The sequence below is a fragment of the Paenibacillus foliorum genome (assembly GCF_013141765.1).
Taxonomy (GTDB): domain Bacteria; phylum Bacillota; class Bacilli; order Paenibacillales; family NBRC-103111; genus Paenibacillus_S; species Paenibacillus_S foliorum.
This window is the reverse complement of sequence record NZ_WHOD01000065.1, coordinates 14,604-33,116: the sequence shown is the minus strand read 5'-3', so window position 1 is coordinate 33,116 and position 18,513 is coordinate 14,604. Positions and strand designations below refer to the sequence as shown.

13 protein-coding genes and 1 riboswitch are annotated in these 18,513 nt (G+C 44.1%); of the genes, 11 read left to right on the top strand and 2 right to left on the bottom strand.

Translation table 11 applies throughout. The features are described 5' to 3' along the window. Nucleotides 1-3: 3 nt before the first annotated feature. From GC093_RS16630 to GC093_RS16610, 5 genes are all read left to right on the top strand, one after another. The gene (locus tag GC093_RS16630) at nucleotides 4-1,062 is read left to right on the top strand and encodes an SIS domain-containing protein (protein WP_171653020.1); all 1,059 of its coding nucleotides are present in this window, start codon (nucleotides 4-6) and stop codon (nucleotides 1,060-1,062) included. A gap of 84 nt (nucleotides 1,063-1,146) precedes the next feature. Further along, complete coding sequence (locus GC093_RS16625) at nucleotides 1,147-2,049, top strand: class II fructose-bisphosphate aldolase (RefSeq protein WP_171653019.1); 903 nt, start codon at nucleotides 1,147-1,149, stop codon at nucleotides 2,047-2,049. Next, nucleotides 2,015-2,944, top strand: coding sequence for a 1-phosphofructokinase (gene pfkB / locus GC093_RS16620; protein WP_171653018.1), 930 nt, complete (start codon nucleotides 2,015-2,017; stop codon nucleotides 2,942-2,944). Before GC093_RS16625 ends, pfkB begins: the two co-directional genes overlap by 35 nt. Nucleotides 2,945-3,108: 164 nt before the next feature. Then, a complete protein-coding gene (locus GC093_RS16615) occupies nucleotides 3,109-4,380 on the top strand; it encodes an alpha-L-fucosidase (RefSeq protein ID WP_171653017.1) in 1,272 nt (423 codons plus the stop codon). A gap of 29 nt (nucleotides 4,381-4,409) precedes the next feature. Next, entirely contained in the window at nucleotides 4,410-5,624 is a 1,215-nt protein-coding gene (locus GC093_RS16610; RefSeq protein ID WP_171653016.1) for an oligogalacturonate lyase family protein, read from the top strand. 213 nt (nucleotides 5,625-5,837) lie between these two features. Then, a riboswitch (guanidine-I (ykkC/yxkD leader) is annotated at nucleotides 5,838-5,939 on the bottom strand. Nucleotides 5,940-6,118: 179 nt separating this feature from the next. On the opposite strand, the gene GC093_RS16605 is transcribed toward GC093_RS16610, so the two are convergent. Next, nucleotides 6,119-6,829 (bottom strand): type 1 glutamine amidotransferase, encoded by a 711-nt coding sequence (locus tag GC093_RS16605; protein ID WP_171653015.1) that lies wholly within the window; start codon nucleotides 6,827-6,829, stop codon nucleotides 6,119-6,121. A gap of 111 nt (nucleotides 6,830-6,940) precedes the next feature. Then, on the bottom strand, nucleotides 6,941-8,242 hold the full coding sequence (locus tag GC093_RS16600; protein ID WP_171653014.1) for a helix-turn-helix domain-containing protein: 1,302 nt from the start codon (nucleotides 8,240-8,242) through the stop codon (nucleotides 6,941-6,943). A gap of 189 nt (nucleotides 8,243-8,431) precedes the next feature. Here GC093_RS16600 and GC093_RS16595 point away from each other — a divergent pair, with 189 nt between their 5' ends. From GC093_RS16595 to GC093_RS16570, 6 genes are all read left to right on the top strand, one after another. After that, nucleotides 8,432-10,789 carry a helix-turn-helix domain-containing protein gene (locus GC093_RS16595; protein WP_171653013.1) on the top strand — a complete coding sequence of 786 codons (2,358 nt, stop codon included), beginning with the start codon at nucleotides 8,432-8,434 and terminating at the stop codon, nucleotides 10,787-10,789. Next, on the top strand, nucleotides 10,786-12,327 hold the full coding sequence (locus tag GC093_RS16590) for an extracellular solute-binding protein (RefSeq protein WP_171653012.1): 1,542 nt from the start codon (nucleotides 10,786-10,788) through the stop codon (nucleotides 12,325-12,327). The genes GC093_RS16595 and GC093_RS16590 overlap by 4 nt, the downstream gene beginning before the upstream one ends. A 190-nt stretch (nucleotides 12,328-12,517) precedes the next feature. Further along, nucleotides 12,518-14,770: a helix-turn-helix domain-containing protein gene (locus GC093_RS16585; RefSeq protein ID WP_171653011.1), complete on the top strand. Its 2,253-nt coding sequence runs from the start codon at nucleotides 12,518-12,520 to the stop codon at nucleotides 14,768-14,770. Between the two features lie 322 nt (nucleotides 14,771-15,092). Further along, nucleotides 15,093-15,935 (top strand): ABC transporter permease, encoded by an 843-nt coding sequence (locus GC093_RS16580; protein WP_246314625.1) that lies wholly within the window; start codon nucleotides 15,093-15,095, stop codon nucleotides 15,933-15,935. Between the two features lie 13 nt (nucleotides 15,936-15,948). Further along, entirely contained in the window at nucleotides 15,949-16,821 is an 873-nt protein-coding gene (locus GC093_RS16575) for a carbohydrate ABC transporter permease (protein ID WP_171653009.1), read from the top strand. 87 nt (nucleotides 16,822-16,908) lie between these two features. Then, a complete protein-coding gene (locus GC093_RS16570; protein ID WP_171653008.1) occupies nucleotides 16,909-18,477 on the top strand; it encodes an extracellular solute-binding protein in 1,569 nt (522 codons plus the stop codon). The last annotated feature ends 36 nt before the right edge of the window (nucleotides 18,478-18,513 follow it).

The following is an 18,513-nucleotide window of genomic DNA, read 5'->3' as shown; positions in this document are numbered from 1 at the left end:
GTAATGAACATGTCATTAGGAAAATTGACTATTTCTGAAATATCCGCTCAATCCGCTGCATTATCTGCTGCTGTGGAACAGCTTCAGCTTCAAGGTGATTGGGTAGAACGTTATCTGAAAGCGGAACAATTCGATGAAGTGATCTTTATCGGATCAGGCTCATCGTATTATCAGGCATTAACGATGGCGTCAACCTACAGGAACTGGCTCGGGCGAAGCGCTACAGCTCTGCCTTCCTCAGAGCTGTATTTATTCCGCGGGCAAAATACGGCTGCCAACCGAAATTATTTGGTTGTCGGGGTATCCCGTTCAGGAGAGTCCACGGAAGTCATCCTGGCATTGGAGTCGGTTCGCAATCTACCCCAATATACGATCTGCGGTATCACTTGCTATGAGCAGAGCACGATGGCTAGGTTGGCAGAGTGCCTGGTTTCCCCGCTTGGGAAGGAAGAAAGCACAGTGATGACCAAATCATTCAGCAGCATGACCTTTATGATGCAGGCGGCAATCGCATCTGCAGCTGAGCATTCGGGATTGCAAGCGGAATTGGATGCTGTGGTCGAAGCTGATGCGGATGTTGTCAAACGTGCCGATGTTTTCATTCAAAGCTTGGTTCAAAAGGAACAGCTGCATAAATATATTTATCTCGGTATGGGCGCCTATTTCGGAATTGCACAGGAAGCATGCCTGAAAATAAAAGAAATGTCTTATGTGTGGACCGAAAGCTACGGCACGCTCGAATTCAGACATGGACCTAAGTCTGTGGTTGAGCCAGGCACGCTCGTATGTGTACTTCTCTCAGAGCAAGCTAGAGCATATGAATTAAAGGTTGCCCAAGAAATGCAAGAGTACGGGGCTTATGTGCTTGTAGTAACTGCGGAAGCAGGAGAGGACACGGCATTTGCCGATGGTGTATTTGAAGTTGGCGGCAAACAGCTGTCGGATGAAGCGCGAACCGTATTGTACCTGCCGGCTTTGCAATATCTGGGATATTACACTGCTCTTGGCAAGGGAGTCGATCCTGACTCGCCGCGCAATTTAACTCAAGTGGTGAAAATTTAAATTGTTATTTGGTAGTGAGGACTTATACGGCTTGCTCATACGACACAGGATTTTACGATAATAACAAATAAGGAGTTCATTCATATGCCTCTTGTCTCGTCTACCTTTATGCTGCAGCATGCGCGGGAACATGGATACGCAGTTGTTGCTTTCAACGTTCATACATTAGAGATGCTTCAAGGTGTTGTAGAGGCGGCGGAGGAAGCTCAAGCTCCTATCATCCTGCAGTCCACTGTAGGTACAGTTAAGCATCTGGGGCCTGACTACCTTGTAGCGGCAGCGACTGTAGCAGCGAACCGTTCTCAAATTCCAATCGCCTTGCATCTCGATCATTGCTCAGATTTTGATCTAATTGTGAAGTGTATTCGTGCAGGATATACTTCGGTCATGATTGATGCTTCTCATCAGCACTTTGAGGAAAATGTTAGACAAACGGCCAAGGTCGTTGAAATTGCCAAGGCTGCAGGCGTTAATGTTGAGGCCGAGCTTGGTAAAGTCGGCGGAGTGGAAGATGATATCGTCGTAGCCGACCACGAAGCGCTGATGGCCGATCCGGATGATTGTGCTCGATTTATTGAACTGACAGGAGTCGATACTCTTGCACCCGCCATTGGTACTGCTCACGGGATTTATAAAGGTGAGCCCAAAATCGATTTCCAGCGAATTGAGCGGATTGCAGCCAAAGTGGACGTACCCTTGGTGCTGCATGGCGGCTCTGGCATTCCGGAAGCTCAGGTCAGACAATGTGTTTCACTCGGCATGGCCAAAATGAATGTGGCTACGGAACTGCGAATCGTTTTCTCCGATGCCATTAAAGCTGTGTTTGCTGCAAATCCGGAGGAGAACGATCCTAGAAAATATATGATTCCAGCTAAAAAAGCGCTGCACGCAGCCGCTATTGAAAAAATGAGGCTGTGCGGCACTATTGGCCGCGCTAAAGGTGGGGCATACAATGATCACAACAGTTACACTAAACGCAGCTATTGACAAAACGTATTATGTTCCCTTATTCACTCAGGATAGTGTGATGCGTGTCCAACGGTTTTATGCGGAAGCTGGCGGGAAAGGCATCAATGTAGCCCGTGTTATTAGTCAGCTGGGTAAATCGGTTCTGGCAACCGGCTTTGTGGGAGGGTTTAATGGCCGATTCATCCGTCAAGAGCTCGATCGACAGCGGATTCAACATGATTTTGTAGAGGTCGCCGGTGAATCGAGGCTTTGTTTAAATATCATCAATGAATCGGATGGTGGCTCCACAGAAATTTTGGAGCCGGGACCCGTCATATCTGATGAGGCTATGGAGCAATTCGGTGAGAAACTTAAGATGTTGGCCAAACGGTCTATTGTTGTTTGTTTTTCGGGCAGCCTGCCAGCGGGTGTACCCAAGGATTTCTATGCGGTGCTTGTAAGTATGGCGAAGCGGGAAGGTGCAATTGTGCTTCTCGATACAAGTGGCGAAGCCTTGCTGCGGGGAGCCGAAGCAGCACCTTTTATGATCAAGCCGAATGAGCAGGAAGCAGCGCAGCTAATAGGCGAGACATTAAGTAATGGCTTGGAAATTATGAAGCGATTGGCGACGCTGGAGCGAATGGATATTCCTTGTATCACCGTTTCTTTGGGCTCGGAGGGTTCACTTGTTTATTTCCAAGGAGCTTATTACCGGGTTCAGCCCCCTCTTATTGATGCTGTAAACACAGTGGGCTGCGGAGATTCATTCATGGCAGGTATGGCTGTATGTATAGCTGAAGGAAAGTCAATAGAGGAGTCACTCAGCTATGCTACGGCGGTCGGAAGCGCTAATGCTTTGAATGAAAAAGCGGGCTACGTTAATAAAGTCGATGTGGACGAATTGTTGAAGCTAGTTCAAATCGAGCGGTTGTAGTCGTGGGATTGATTATGATTTTGCATAAAAATAGTGTTGATTTATCCAAAAAAGTTAGGATCGTGCAAACATTTCTTTGAAAAGGTCATTTGAACCAACTGCTCTTTATTTTAAAGTTTAAGTAGGCAATATTAACTTACACCGTATGAGGAGTGTGTCTGGTTTTGAATGAAAAAGAAAGATTGCAATGGTTCAAGGATGCCAAGCTAGGGATGTTTATACATTGGGGGCCGTATTCCTTATTAGGCAGATGCGAATGGGCTTTCCGATTGGACGGGTATAAAGTAAAGGAATATGAACGGCTGGCCGATGCCTTCAGGGGAGAGGGGTTCGATGCGGAGCATATGTGCAATACAGCGGTGCAAGCCGGTATGAAGTACATCGTGCTAACTGCTCGACACCATGATGGTTACTGTTTGTATGACAGCCAAGTCAGTGACTTTACATCGGTAAAAGGAACGCCCAGACGAGATTTTATACGTGAATATACCGATGCGGCCAGACGTGCGGGGCTCAAGGTTGGATTGTATTATTCCTTAGTGGATTGGAGATACAAGGGTGCTTGGGATCATTACCGGTATCCGGAATCGGTATCTGCTATGGTACAGCAAACTCATGATCAAGTAAAAGAATTGATGACTAATTACGGACAAATTGATTTGCTGTGGTATGACGGAGCCCAACAAACGAGCTGGAAGTGGAGAGAAGATGAAGATGTTGCAGCTTTTTGGAGGAGCCGCGAGCTCAATGACAGTGTGCGTTGCCTCCAGCCTCATATTATCATCAACAATCGAGCCGGAATAGAAGAGGACTTCGCGACACCTGAACGCAAAATTGAAGCGACTCAGAGCGATCGCTGCTGGGAAAGCTGCCTGAGTATGGATCCGCTGAGCTGGAGCTATGTGCCGTACAGTCCTAATCGTAAGAATGCGCAGGCGCTCATTCGCGATATTATCGAAATAGCTTCCGGTGGCGGCAATCTGCTGCTGAACACAGGACCGAAGCCTGACGGCTCCTTGAATGAGACGGAGCTAGAGCCAATCATAGAGGCCGGGAAATGGGTTGCGCGAAATGCTGAAATGGTCAACAATGCCAGAAAAAGCCGTCTCAGCCAATTCGGTCCGCATGGCCCTAATGGATGCTTCGGCAGATGGATTGGTACCGATGATCCATCCGTTCATTACTTGGCCGCGCTTGGCTGGACAGGGAGTGAATTTTGGAGTGTGAGAATTGACGGGGAGGTCGAATCCATCCATGTCCTCGCATCCGGCGAGAAGGTAAACTTTCGAAGAGATGGATATGGACGGCTTATTCTGGAGCAGCTTCCGGAAATGCCTACGGAGCCTCATTTTACTGTGTTCAAAGTTATTTTTAAAGCGCCGCCAGAAGTGCTGGATGCCCCAGACATGGCAGATTGGATTGAAAGTGACTTGTAGAACGTATCCTTTTCAAGGAGGAATAACTCATGAAAGGAAATACAGTACAGCATATTTTCCAAGACAGAGTGGATGAGTCGACAGGCAGAAAGGTCAGACAGCTTACTTCGACCCAGGGAAACCATCATCACCTATATTTTACAAGCAGCAGCTTTACTCTAGACAACAATTGGGTGTTATATATTAGCGCTGAATATGAGGGAAGCCCGAATATTTATAAGCTTTCTTTGGAGAATGGAGAGGCTGTTCAGCTGACGGATAATAGGGATGGAATTCTAAAAAGCTATGTTTATTACGAAGGCAATCCATATCGTGGCCTAGGCAAAGCAAGTCCCAGCTATAATCCGCATACTAAGCAACTGCTGTATATTCAAGGTAATGAGGTCCGGCTGCTGCAAATTGATTCTTTGGAGGAAAAAGTCATTTATGAGCTTCCTCCTAACAATATGACTGGCTTCACTCATTTATCTATGGATGGAAAGTATGCATGTGTTCCGTATATTTCGAGTGATGCTTTCGAAGTAGGAGAGGGAAATCCGTTTACACTAATCCGAGATAAGGTTCAGGCGGAGCAGTTAGAGTCTAAAATGCTGGTGATCGATACAGAAACTGGAGTGGGAGAGATTCTCTTTTCTCAGGTTGGCTGGATTACTCATGTTCAGTTTCATCCTACAGATCACAGGCAAATATTGTACAATCACGAAGGTGGCATGGTGGAGCAGCGTATTTGGCTGTACGACAATGGGCACATACACAAAGTGAGGGATCAGTCAGCTGCAAGCTCGGACCTATGGATATGCCATGAAATGTGGCTGCGTGACGGAGATGGAATTCTTTATCACGGAAGCAAGGGGCTTCCGAATGATCCGTCGATGCAGCTAGGAAGACAGAGGCAGGGACATACCGTTAGCTTTATTGGCTGTAAATTACACACAGGTGAACCGGTAGAGCTGGAGTTTCCGGCGAATATGGTGGACTACGGACACTTTACATCGGGAAATAACGATCATCTACTGGTTACTGATGGCATCATTGATTCCTATTCGATTCATATTTGCAACGCGGATTGGTCGAAGAGGGAACTTTCGTGGGAGCGTCTATGTCAGCACAACAGTAGCTTCTTGGTGCAGGATGTTCATCCTCATCCCATCTTCAGCCACGATGAAAGGTTCATTCTATTCACCTCGGATCAGCATAACAGCCCAACGCAAGGGCATATATACTTGATTGAAGTATCCGAGTAATATCTATCTTATAACCTGAGAAGCCCTTCTGTAAGCGGAAGGGCTTATTTGCGTAGGTTGAGAAAATAAGCAGATGAAGTGACGTTGATAGTGTGCTGATAGCCTCAGTTTTCAGATATAAACGATTGCTTTTACAAACTAATGCTCGTTAATGTAAATAAACCTAACATTATTTCTGGAAAAAAAGAAAAGCCAGGAAGATATCCTTAGATATCCTCCCGGGCTTTTGTCCCTCCGTGTACACAGCGGATGCTGTGCGTTCTCTCTCGGACCTGGCCGGATCATAATCTCCGCGGAACCCTAGAAAACATGTGAATTATATAATTGATAATGCAAATTCATTTTCATGTTAGATATAGAAGGCGTAATTCGTGTTTAACGTGATTCATGTAATGTAATATAACGCACATTCATGAATTTGAAAAGTGTTGTTATTAAATGCAACATTTATCGGTGATGAGGAGGTTTTCGCTATATTGGTGGGAGGTTATTGCTTATAAAGCAGCGGCTTTGTTAGCTGTGTTTGTCTTGAACTGATCTAAAATGTGCCCCAGAATAAGGAATGATTGGCTGCTGCGATAGGATTGATCAATCATTTGTTCCCGCGTCTGAATGTAAGGAGCCTTCACAATCTCATAGTGCCACTGCGTTAACATAGTCTCCATACAGGTTGGGGTGGTTTCCAAATGGAATTGCAATCCAAGCACCTGTTCTCCGTAAGCAAATGCCTGTACCCTGCATGCTTCTGAATACGCAAGAGGAACAGCATCTTCGGGTATATCGAAGCAATCTCCGTGCCAATGAAAGGATTGGAAGATGTCGGGAACGCCGTCGAATAAGGGATGTTGCATTCCCGTTCTCATAACAGGGTGCCATCCGATTTCCTTATGAGCATTACGGTCAACTCTGCCTCCAATGACCTCCGCAAGCAATTGGGCTCCAAGACAAATACCCAGCACATTCTTTCCGGCCTCAATTGCTGATTTTATAAACCGTTTTTCATCTGGCAGCCATGGAAACACTTCATCTTGATAGGCACTCATCGGACCGCCAAGAATAATTAACATATCGAAGGAATCCAACGACGGTGCTGTGAAGAAGTCGGGTGGATATATAATTGAAACCGTGTGCCGCTTGTGTGCCGCCCAGTAAAGAATAAACGACGGGTCATCGAAGTCAAAGTGCTTCAGTAGTAACAAACGCATAGGGATGACACCTCCTTGAAAATATAGGGTTGATTTAAGGCTGTGACCGTATTTTAAATCGATGTCAGGTTATTTGTCAATATAGCTAACATGAAAAAACCTGAAATAGGTTCATTCCAGGTTTAATGTAATTCGATATATTTTTCTGGGCCTGCCACGAGGATGGGGGTTATCTTCCCCGATTATCTGAGCCAAGCCGGAGGCTTCCAGTTGAATTAATATTCTGCGAGCGCTGCGGGGCAGGATTTGCATATGCTGGGCCAGCTCGTAAGCATTAATTTCGTCAGTTGCTCTTTTTCTGAGGATAAATTGAATTTTCCCAAGTGTGGCGATGCTCAATGAGGATGCTGCGCTAATTTTCTGCAAATCATCCGAAACGTAGGAGTAGGAGAGCTGTTCAGGTTTTCCTAACGGTCCTGTAATGGTTTTATCCTCGAAGAAGACCATCCAGGCTCCGTCTTTATATGATCTTGTATGGAGCAATGCTTTACCGGCCAATAGTTCGGCTTCATAAACAGTTCTTCCTATTCCAATCCCACAATTCGTAAGCTGGCTTTCAAGTTGTTTTAGTTCGGCAAAGTCTGGAATGGTCGTGAAGTTACTTGTTAATTCCCGAACAATTCCACGTGTGGTGAAAATGGCAAATCGGCCTGTACCTGCGTGCTTGAGTGAGCCTTGGACTTTCTTCGCATACTGAAGTAATTTCTGTGTTAAGGCCATTTCCATGTTGAACAGCTCGTCTGATGAAAAGAGCTCTTGCGAAACTCCGTTGTATGGATCTGTTTTTATTATCTGAACGGCTACTTGAGCATCCATGAACTGCAAGGTTTCATGTGCTCGCAATGCTGTATTTAATACAGCTTCAATTGACGATTCCGTCGGCCTAACCCGAAATACCGGAACACCCAAGCTTGCCAGCTTTTGCTGAACAATCCATACACAAGTTACGGCAGCTTTGGTCTTGCCTTCTCTCCATAGCTTCAAATGATATTCAACTAAATCATCATCTGATCCCGAATATTCCTTATTGTAAATTGGACAGTCCTTTATGCTGAATTCTGAGAATATTTGCTGTAGCTCTGCTTGTGATAAAATGTCAAAGCTAAGCTCATTTATGAGAAGTTTCTGCTGATATAAAATTTCACATAAAGTACGGTATAAGCTTGTACCCGTATATGGAATAAAGAATAAAGGTTTTGATGTTTTTCCTGATTGTTGAGCTGCTTCATAAGGAAGAGGGCCGGAGAAAAGCCATAGGTCTACTTCACCGGAGTGTTGTTCCAGTAGATCATCAATTTCTTCAAATCGGGTATGGGTATAAGGATAACACTCATAATCTGGATATTTCCTAATAACAGCGAGTACCATTTCCATGGTATCTTCGACTCCGATATAGCCTAATCTAATTTTCATAGCCTTTCACGGTTCCCTATATCAAATTAGTATTCTGTTGCGGTAAGACAATTAAGCCTGATTTTTAGTATAGCATAACGGAAAACCTGCTGTTTGGCTTCATGCGATTTATGATACAATGTGAGAACTAAAAGGTAAGAAATCGCTTCCAGACGAACAGAGAGAAGATAGAGGGTGAATATGAATTACATGAATAAACGTCCTCGCCGCTATTATTTTAAATTGGTTTTATTATGCTTTATCATTACCTCGCTGCCCGTTATTTTTCTGGGTATTTTTTCATATGCCAAATCATCAGGTGTTGTTCAGCAGAAAGTTAACGAGGAAAAATTGCTCAGCCTTCAGCAAACGCAAATGAATGTAGAGCATATGTTGAAGGTTGTGGATCAGGCTGCTACCCATTTTTTGGGGTCAAAAATCATTCTAAACGCTTTGAATGAACCGTTGGGTCCTGAACAATTTCAGCTTTTCACCCAAGTCAAAACGGAATTGAACAGTCTCCAGAGATTGGATAACGGTATTAGCGATATTGTGCTGTTGAGTAAGCGGAGCAATTGGTTAATCAACAATGATGGACTATATCGGTTGGATGCCTGGATGAAAAGCAATAAAGGTTTTATGCTGCCTGAACCTGAGCTGCCATCGGTCTGGGAAGTGACAAGCAGTGTGGCACCTTCCGTTTCAACCAATAACCCGCCTACTGCTCCGCCCTATGATTCATGCCAGCTCAATATTAGTTTAATCAAAAAGCTTCCCTTAACCTCATATCGAAGCAATGGGATGGCCATGATCCAAATTCCAGCTTGTAATTTGAGCGATTTGTTCTCGGTGAATACAGAAAGTGAGTCAGTATTTGTGTTCGATGAGTCCGCCCATCTGATTGTGCGCAAAGGCTTTATGGAGGAAGAAATTAGTGATTCTCTGAAGCCTTCTCTATCCCAGTTCATACAGCAGCCATATGCATCCGGACAATTTTACCTGGAGAACAATCAGAAGGCATATACCGTTACTTATAGGAAATCCGACTATAATAACTGGATTTACATCTCACTAGTAACGCTAGATCAATTAACGAAGCAGTCTCGAGAAATTGGTTGGTACACACTATACATATGTATAGGGCTGCTGCTGTTGTTCTGTCTATTGTCCTGGTATGGGTCCAAGAAGTTATATCGTCCTATAGATCAAATTTATAATGAATTTGTAGCCCGTCAGCACATATCAGGTTCGAAAAAGCCGATAGACGAAGTCCAATTTATCGGGGAACAGGTACATAGCTTATTTGCTACTAAAACAGAGCTGGAAACCAGGGTTTACAGTCAAAATGAACTGCTGCGGACCTTTTTAATGATCAAGTTGTTTCTCGGCGGTATGAAAGAGGAGGAAATCGAGGAGCGGATGGATAGCTTCGGCATGCGTAGTGATTTCTCTCAGTTCTACGTTCTGGCTGTGCAGACAGGAAGCCTTGAGCCTACCCGTTTTGCCGATAAGGATATTGATCTGCTGTTGTTTGCTATAAACAATATGATAGGTGAGTTGTTACCAGCTGAAAGACGGCTGCCGCCTATTGTGCTTGGACGCTCTCAGTTGACTGTAATCACGGGAGCTATGGAGAGTGAGAATTCTTTTTCTTCAGAAGTGCTTGCTTTCGCACAGCTTATTCAACAGAAAGTCTCTGACTTGCTAGGCTTAAACATCTCTATCGGGATTAGTCTACCCTATACTAATTTTGTAGAAATTCCGAGAGCCTATGAAGAGGCGGTAGAAGCGCTTAAGCGGCGTACATCCCTTGGCGATGAAGCAATCTTGTATTTTGGAGACTTGGGAGACAATTTCTCACTCCACTATGCCTATCCCTTTGACTTGCAAGCGGAGCTATTCGATGCGGTTAAATTAGTGAACAGAATTCAAGCGATAACGCTATTGCGGCAGTTGCTTCAGGCGTTAGAATTCAGCAATCCGAACCTTCATGATCTGCAATTCAATGCGATACGCCTATTGATGAATTTGCTCGGTTTAGCCAATGGGCTCGCTGTTCAATCCATTCCGATGCAGCGGCAGCAATCCTTATTTGACGAGTTGTTTCATTTGAACCTTTTCGATGAGGGGGAGAAATGGTTCATCAACAAAATAATCGATCCGCTTATGTCTGAGATCGAAGAGAGGACGGAGGCTAAGCATCTAACCATTACTAAGGAGATGGTTGAGATGATTCATAAGGAATTCGACACAGACCTCTCTATAGATTCTTGTGCCGATCGTTTACATTATAACTCTAGCTACTTAAGCACTATTTTCAAAAAAAGTATGGATATTTCATTTAGCGCTTATTTGGCTCAATATCGACATCAGTTTGCTTTGAAGTGGCTTGAGGAAACGGACATGCCTATTAAAGATATGGCAGAGAAGCTTCGTTATAATAATCCGCAAAACTTTATCCGTTCATTTCGTAAGCTGGAAGGTATCAGTCCTGGGAAATATCGGGAGATACATGCTAGTAAGTCCAGTAGAGACCAGATAACGGAACAAGGAGGGGACAAGCCATGAACTTAAAATCGAATATGCTTAAGCCTGTCACTGCGTGGATGAGCATTACGATGCTTATCCCCATACTGACAACGGGCTGTTCCTTTGTTTCCAGCATAGGAAAGACGGACAGGGGCTCGGCCCAACAGCAGATGGAGGAAACGCCTGAGATCGGAATGATGCTGGTTTTGAACAGTGCTGAGTTGCCTCGGGATACTATCGTTAAAACTTTGGAGGAGAAGACGGGGACCAAACTGTCGTTTACATGGGTTCCTGACAACATTTATACGGATAAAATGGTTTCAGCTATAGCAGGCGGTACTCTCCCAGAAGCCGTACAAATCAAGTCAGTGGATATGAAGCATCCGTCTGTTGTGAATGGCATCCGTTCGGGAATGTTTTGGGAAATAGGACCGCTTCTTAAGGAGTATCCCTATATTAGCAAATATATGAATCCGATGATCATGGACAACGGCTCGTACTTCGGTAAATATTACGGGCTCTACTGGGAACGCCCTTTATCTCGACAAGGAATCCAATACCGCAAAGACTGGTTGGAACGGCTCGGACTGAAGGAGCCCCAGACGATAGAGGAGCTGTATACGGTTTTAAAAGCATTCACATACGGCGACCCGGATGGCAACGGTAAACAGGATACATATGGACTTATCGATCGTAACGATCTTGTGTATGGAGCTTTTAAAAATTTGGCCTCCTATTTCGGTACACCCAACAATTGGGGACTTGTAAATAAGCGGCTGATCCCCGATTTCATGACCATGGAATATTTGGAAACGACGCGTTTTATGAAAAAATTGTATGATGAGAAAATAATAAATCCCGATTTTACAATCACCAGTAAGGTGCAGCAGGAGAATAGATTCGTTAATGGAGAGGCTGGCATGATGATTAGCAACGTGGTAGCTGCATCAATTCGAGACCGAATCAAGAAAAGCAATCCGGCTGCAGATATTGAAATCCAAAATCGGATACGGGGACCAAAGGGAGATAGGATATGGGGTGGCAGTGGTATGGGAGGACAGTTTTTGTTTCCCAAAAAGAGCGTCAAAACCGAAGCCGAGCTAAAAGCTATTCTTTCCTTTTTTGACCGAACCTTATCTGAGGATGTTAATAATCTGATCACTTACGGACTGCAAGACCGTCATTATAACCTCATCAATGAGAAAACAATTAAGATTATGCCAAATACGAAGACACTGCGCGAGGTAGAGGTTGAGCCCTACGCTAATGCTCTTAGAACGGCAGATATCCGCTATTTGCAGCTGGGTGAGAACGGCTCCTTTCAACAGAAAATCAATGCTATGACTCAGGACAATAATAACATTGTCGTACAAGATCCGACGGCAGCATTAGTCTCCCCGACTCAAGCAGAAAAGGGGACGGAGCTACAGACGATCATTACGGATGCAACCTATCAATTTATATTGGGGAAATTGGATGAAACCGGGTTTAATCGTGAATTAGACAAATGGCGTCAAAATGGCGGAAATTTGATCATCGATGAGATGAACAGTGAATACGCAGCATTCAACAAGTAAATGTTTGGAAAGCCTTAATACCCCGTTGGGAGCCATTTCCCTGTGGGGTATTTTTGCAGTTGAGGTTGCAAAAGGATGTCCAAAATACCTATTGAATAAATCAATTTCAGGTGCTAAGATTGGGTAAAATTTACAGTAATTATCAGAGCTGCCAGTCACCGTTCCCCTAAATTGCAGGAGGTTGATTGTGATGAAGATGAGCTGGTATTATCGCATGCTTTTGTCGTATACGCCAATTTTTTTCGTTGTCATATCCGTGTTGATCTTTTCTTTTTTTGCTGTATTAAACGATTCCGCACAAAAGCAGATAATGAACACTAAAAAGGTGATTGCAACCAAGGTATCACAGGTTATTGATGCCAATATGAAAACTGCGGAGCGTATGACGATTAAGGAAATTTATACGAATGCCGCATTGAAGGAATACTTTGGGGAATCTGGCGATAAGGTTTTATACGATTACTTCAGAATATCCCAAAAAATGGACGAACTCTCCTCAGGACTCCCCTTTTCGAACTCTATTTACTTATACAATGCCAATTCAGGAAAAATATTATCAAGAAGCGGACTTTCTCCTTTGAACCAATTTGGTGACCGTGACTTCCTGCTCTCTGCTTATTCTTCAGATTCAAATCCATTAGTATGGACCAATCCTAGACCATTCAAAGAATTTAGTCATGAATCAAGTAATGAGCGTGTAGTAACGATGGTTAAGTTCTATCCGGATACTGGGGAAAAGCAAGGAGCCATCGTGGTCAACATTCGTGTACAAGCGTTAGTTGGGTTCGTTAAGGATTTAACCCGGTTAGACGGGGGCCCCATCTCACTTCATACAGCTAATATGGAACCGTTCGATAAAAATAGCATACAACCTGCCATCACGGCCGATAAGTCAGAGCAGTCATCTTTGTATATCACATCCGATTATACAGGCTGGAAATATGGCTCTGGAGAACTAACAGATAAACGGTTAACACTGGCATCACTTTTCAATGATTTTTGGATGCTTGTTGGAATTGCGGCTATCGCGACCGGACTCATCTGGTTTACTTACATCACTCATCGCAATTACAAACCGATTCAAGCCATAGCCGGACGCATTCACAATTACACCAAACGTAAAAGCGGTGAGCTAGTGAAATCAGCCGTTTTCCGAGATGAACTTAAATACATCGAAGCGGCAATTGACGGACTGTTGGAAAGGGCGAGTCAATTCGAGCAGCTTCATAAGGATGGTCTGCTAATTCGGAGAAAGCAGATGTTATTGGATTGGCTGGAGGGACATAAGGTAATGAATGCAGCGCAGTGGAAGAACGAAATGACCGAGCTACAGATGCCTGTCGATTATCAGACGTTGATGGTTGCAGTTATAGAGATCGACCGATTTACTCATTTTACTGAAATTTATAATTCACGTGACCAATATTTGCTTAAATTTGTTTTGAGCAATGCGCTTCAGGAAATGGCTCAAAACGATAACATGATTATATGGAATGAATGGTTCGAGCCCCAGCAAATGGCGGTTGTTGTTTATTTAAACTCCGATTCGAATACGAACCAAGCTTTGGCCATCGGGGCCATGAAGAAGCTGCAGGACTGGATTTTGAACAATCTCAATTTCACAGTTTCCATAGGGATAGGGTCAGAGGTACACTTTCCATTGGATGTGGCTCAGTCCTACTCGGAGGCGAAGGAATATGTTTCTTACAAGCCCGTATTCGGAGTAGGCACCATTATCGGGAGTGGGGAGATTCATTCCAAAGCGGAGGGGCGGATATTCCCCCATCTGCAACTGGTACGAACTATAGCGAAGTCGTTCCGGCTTAGTGACGGCCAGTGGCAATTTCATTATACCCAGCTGTTTCAATCGTTGAAGAGAGGGCGTATATCGCAATCGGACATCGAAACCATGACCAATTATTTGATGTATCATTTACATAAAGAGATGTCGGAAATGACCGAGGAGGTTAGCAGGCTTTGGCAAAATGAATTTGCAGTAAAGTTTGAAGCCATTGCTAATAGCTCCGAAACCTTGGAGGAGTGGCGCGAAAGGCTTAACACACTACTTCTACAACTAGAGAATGAAATCCGCTCTTTGCGGTCAACCAAAAACAATTATGCACTCATTCGTCAGGTGAAAGAGTATATAGAGATCCAATATACGGACCCCAACCTGTCACTCAACCAGATCAGTGAACGATTCAAGATGAATCCGCGGTATCTAAGCAAGCTGTTTAAGGAAGAGTTTGGCGAAAAGTTCATGGATTATATGTTGAAAGTACGGTTGGAGGAGGCACAGAGGCTGCTGCTTACTACGCGATTGCCTGTTCAGGATATCGCAGAGCGGGTTGGCTATGTGCATGTTATTTCCTTTCACAGGGCGTTTAAGAATATGTATGGGTTACCGCCAGGAGACTACCGGAAACGAGCGGAAGGCGGTTAAGTACCGTCAATGGTACCAGGGATTACCTATATAGCGTGGATGAAATTCGTAAAAGTTAAGTGTGAGAAAAAGATAAGTGATTCCAAGGAATCGCTTTTTTCACTTTTTGATAAGTAGGCGATTCTTGTAAATTGACCAATTGCTAATAAGTGAATTACGGTAAAGGTACCATCTAAGGAAAAGGAGGTATACTATGCCTGGCAAGGAGCCTGTAATTGAAAATACGTATTCCCCCAAGCCTTTGGTACGAACAGCCGTAAGGAAGAACATCTTGCGTTCCTTCGGACAGGACTGGCAGTTATATGCGTTGCTGTCCGTACCGATGCTGTACTTCTTGGTATTTAAGTATATACCGATGTATGGTGTGACGATTGCCTTCAAAGAGTTTAATATGTTCAAGGGAGTATGGAGCAGCCCATGGGCGGGGGTTGATGCATTTCGTGAAATTTTTCAAATGAAGGACTTTTACAAGGTGCTGCGCAACACGCTTTTGCTAAACCTATTGGATTTAATAGTGTCCTTCCCGACTCCCATTATTTTGGCTATATTATTGAATGAAATTCGTCTGAAGTGGTTTAAGAAGAGTGCTCAAACGATTCTATATTTACCTCATTTTATTTCATGGGTTATCATCGGCGGGATGGTCTACCAGCTATTGTCCACCAATACTGGTCTCGTCAATCATCTATTTAAAATGGCAGGAATGAAAGCGGTTCCATTTCTTACAGATCCTCTGTATTGGGTCACAACCTATGTAGGAGCAGGGGTTTGGCAGAATGCAGGGTGGGGCACCATCATTTACCTTGCTGCGTTGACGGGAATTAATAGGGAGCTGTATGAAGCAGCGGAAGTGGATGGAGCTGGGCGGATGCGGAAAATATGGAATATTACACTGCCTGGTATTAGGCCGACGATTATGATCCTGCTTATCATCAACATCGGGAACATGGCGAGCATTGGATTTGAACGGCCGTTCGTGCTAGCTAATCCGCTTGTTACCGATTATTCCGATGTTATAAGCACCTTTGTATACAAGTTAGGCGTCCAATCCGCCAGATTTACTATCGCTACAGCCATTGGACTTTTTCAAGCTGTTGTAGGTTTAATCTTCTTACTTTCTGCCAATTACATCTCCAAAAAAGTTACGGGCCAGGGTATCTGGTAGAGAGGGGGCCTCAATGAAAGCAAGCTTGAATAACAGATTGATCGATACGTTCATCATACTGGTTGTAACCCTTGCATCCTTCCTATGCCTTGTTCCGATCCTTCATCTAGCTTCCGTCTCATTAAGCTCTAATGCCGCTATCATTTCGAACAAAGTAACCCTGTTTCCGGTGGAATGGAGTACAACGGCCTATAGAATGGTGCTATCCGATGGCAGGATGATAAGCTCGCTGCTGTTCACCATTTTGCTGGTGGTTGTTTTTACGGTGATCTGTATGGTCATGACGATTTGCGCTGCTTATCCGCTAACTAAGAAGAAGTTGAAGGGCAGAGATTTTTGCTTGTTAATGATTTTATTTACTATGTTTTTCAGCGGAGGCTTAATACCTGAATACTTGCTGGTCAAATCATTGAAGCTGACCAATACAATCTGGGCCTTAGTACTCCCAGGCATGGTTAATGCCTTTTATTTGATCATATTGAAATCGTTTTTTTCCTCTATTCCTGAAGAGCTGGAAGAATCGGCACGTATGGATGGCAGCTCCCATTTTGGAACATTAATTCGAATCGTTCTGCCGCTTTCCATGCCCGTAATCGCCACATTAAGCTTATTTTATGCGGTAGGGCGTTGGAATGGGTTTATGGATGCACTGTTCTATATAACGAGTCAGGATTTGTATCCGATTCAATTGAAGCTCTACCAGCTCGTTATCAGTAATCAGATGAGCGATTCTACGGCGACAGAAGGTATGAATGCAACCGCACCTATCCCAGAGAGCTTGAAGGCGGCCAGCATTATGTTTGCCACGATCCCTATTCTGTTGGTATATCCGTGGCTGCAGCGTTATTTTATATCCGGTATGATGATCGGCGCTGTAAAGGGTTGATTGAATCAGGGCTTTTTCGACCCAAAACACAAGAGTCAGGAGCAGGTATAAGCTAGACCCAAAATAGAGCCGAAGGAGATGAATAAGATGCATCTAAAAAAGTCATCTGTCCAAACGATTAGTTGTTCTCTAGCTGTTACCTTGCTTGCCGGCACGCTTGCAGCCTGTTCTGGAGGGGAAAGTCCTAGTGGGGGTACACAGGATGGAGGCAAGAAGGGGGCTCCTGTTACACTTAAGATTGAGCTGTTTGATCGAGGAAATACACCGCCTGGGGCTCCACCGCTTACAGAGAGCTATTTTGTGAAATATATGCAGGAGAAATTTGGCGATCCCAATAATATTAAGCTTGAATTTGTAACGGTGCCGCGGACGGAGGAAGTGCCTAAGCTGAATGTGCTAATGTCGGCTAACGAGGCGCCCGACCTCATATTTACATATAGTGACCCCGCAGTTCAAAACTGGGTGAAGCAGGGCGGACTTACCGAGATTGGTGATTTACTTAACCAGTATGGGCCTAATTTGAAAAAATATTTGGGAGATCAGCTGCTCAGCTACGGCGTCATCAGCGGCAAACAGTACACGATTCCTGCTAAGCGGATCATAATAGCGTCCCAAACACCCATGATCCGTAAGGATTGGCTTGATAAGCTGGGCATGCAGCCGCCTAAGACGACCGATGAATTTTATGCGGTATTAAAAGCATTCAAGGAAAAGGACCCAGGGGGAACCGGAGGGAAGGTCATCCCATACGGAATCAGATATAACAATAATCTGGATCCTCTGGTAAGGTCGTTCTGGAAAAAGATGACGGATGAGGAGTACAATTCTTTACCTGATTTGATGAAGCCAGGCAATAAAGATGGCTTCAAGTATTTGAACAAGCTTTACAATGAAGGCTTGATCAGTCCAGATTTCGCACTTGATAAGGATGGCAAAAAATTTCAAGCAGACTTGGTAAATGGTTTGATCGGATTTGCTATAACGAATACTAATGAACCTGTTTATCAGGCGTATTATTCGACCTTACAGAAAAATGTTCCCAGTGCCGTACTAGCGGCGGTTGATCCGTTCACTAATTTCGAAGGGAAACACGTTAAAAGCATTTACCACCCGTTATCAGCCCACATAATGATTCCAAAATCGAGTAAAAGAGCGGTGGAGGTCATTAAGTTTTTAAACTGGATGTCGGATTACAAGGTTATTTTCGATTTGCAAAACGGTACAGAGGGTGTTACCTATAAGAAGGGCGAGGACGGTATTCCCGTAATCATGGATTCGGATGAAGCCAAGAGAGTGATGTACAATTATTTGGATTACAGTATGCTGATCAATGGTAAAGACATGGGTGATCCTGAAAAAACATTAAAAGCAAATGCAGCGGACCCTAAGTATAAGCAATTTACAATGGATAGCATTAAGGTGGGGGATCAGGATGGGCAGCTGCAGCCTCGGTTTGACAGGCCAATTGAAGCGCAAATTAAGTATAATCAGACGCTTGGCGACAAGGGGATAGAAATATTAGTGAAGACAGTAACTGCGAAACCAGCCGATTTTGATAAGATTTATGATGAAATGGTTGCAGACTACATGAAAACCGGCGGGAAGGAAGTTATGGATGAGCAGCTGAAGGCGTTCCAGGAGATGAAGAAGAAATAGCCGACAATAACATTTAAAATCAGATATAAGTATGAA

Coding starts and splice junctions, on each gene's coding strand:
- GC093_RS16570 (WP_171653008.1), top strand. CDS start 16,909: ATGCATCTAAAAAAGTCATCTGTCCAAACGATTAGTTGTTCTCTAGCT.
- GC093_RS16575 (WP_171653009.1), top strand. CDS start 15,949: ATGAAAGCAAGCTTGAATAACAGATTGATCGATACGTTCATCATACTG.
- GC093_RS16585 (WP_171653011.1), top strand. CDS start 12,518: ATGAAGATGAGCTGGTATTATCGCATGCTTTTGTCGTATACGCCAATT.
- GC093_RS16610 (WP_171653016.1), top strand. CDS start 4,410: ATGAAAGGAAATACAGTACAGCATATTTTCCAAGACAGAGTGGATGAG.
- GC093_RS16590 (WP_171653012.1), top strand. CDS start 10,786: ATGAACTTAAAATCGAATATGCTTAAGCCTGTCACTGCGTGGATGAGC.
- GC093_RS16605 (WP_171653015.1), bottom strand. CDS start 6,829: ATGCGTTTGTTACTACTGAAGCACTTTGACTTCGATGACCCGTCGTTT.
- GC093_RS16580 (WP_246314625.1), top strand. CDS start 15,093: ATGCTGTACTTCTTGGTATTTAAGTATATACCGATGTATGGTGTGACG.
- pfkB (WP_171653018.1), top strand. CDS start 2,015: ATGATCACAACAGTTACACTAAACGCAGCTATTGACAAAACGTATTAT.
- GC093_RS16595 (WP_171653013.1), top strand. CDS start 8,432: ATGAATAAACGTCCTCGCCGCTATTATTTTAAATTGGTTTTATTATGC.
- GC093_RS16600 (WP_171653014.1), bottom strand. CDS start 8,242: ATGAAAATTAGATTAGGCTATATCGGAGTCGAAGATACCATGGAAATG.
- GC093_RS16630 (WP_171653020.1), top strand. CDS start 4: ATGAACATGTCATTAGGAAAATTGACTATTTCTGAAATATCCGCTCAA.
- GC093_RS16625 (WP_171653019.1), top strand. CDS start 1,147: ATGCCTCTTGTCTCGTCTACCTTTATGCTGCAGCATGCGCGGGAACAT.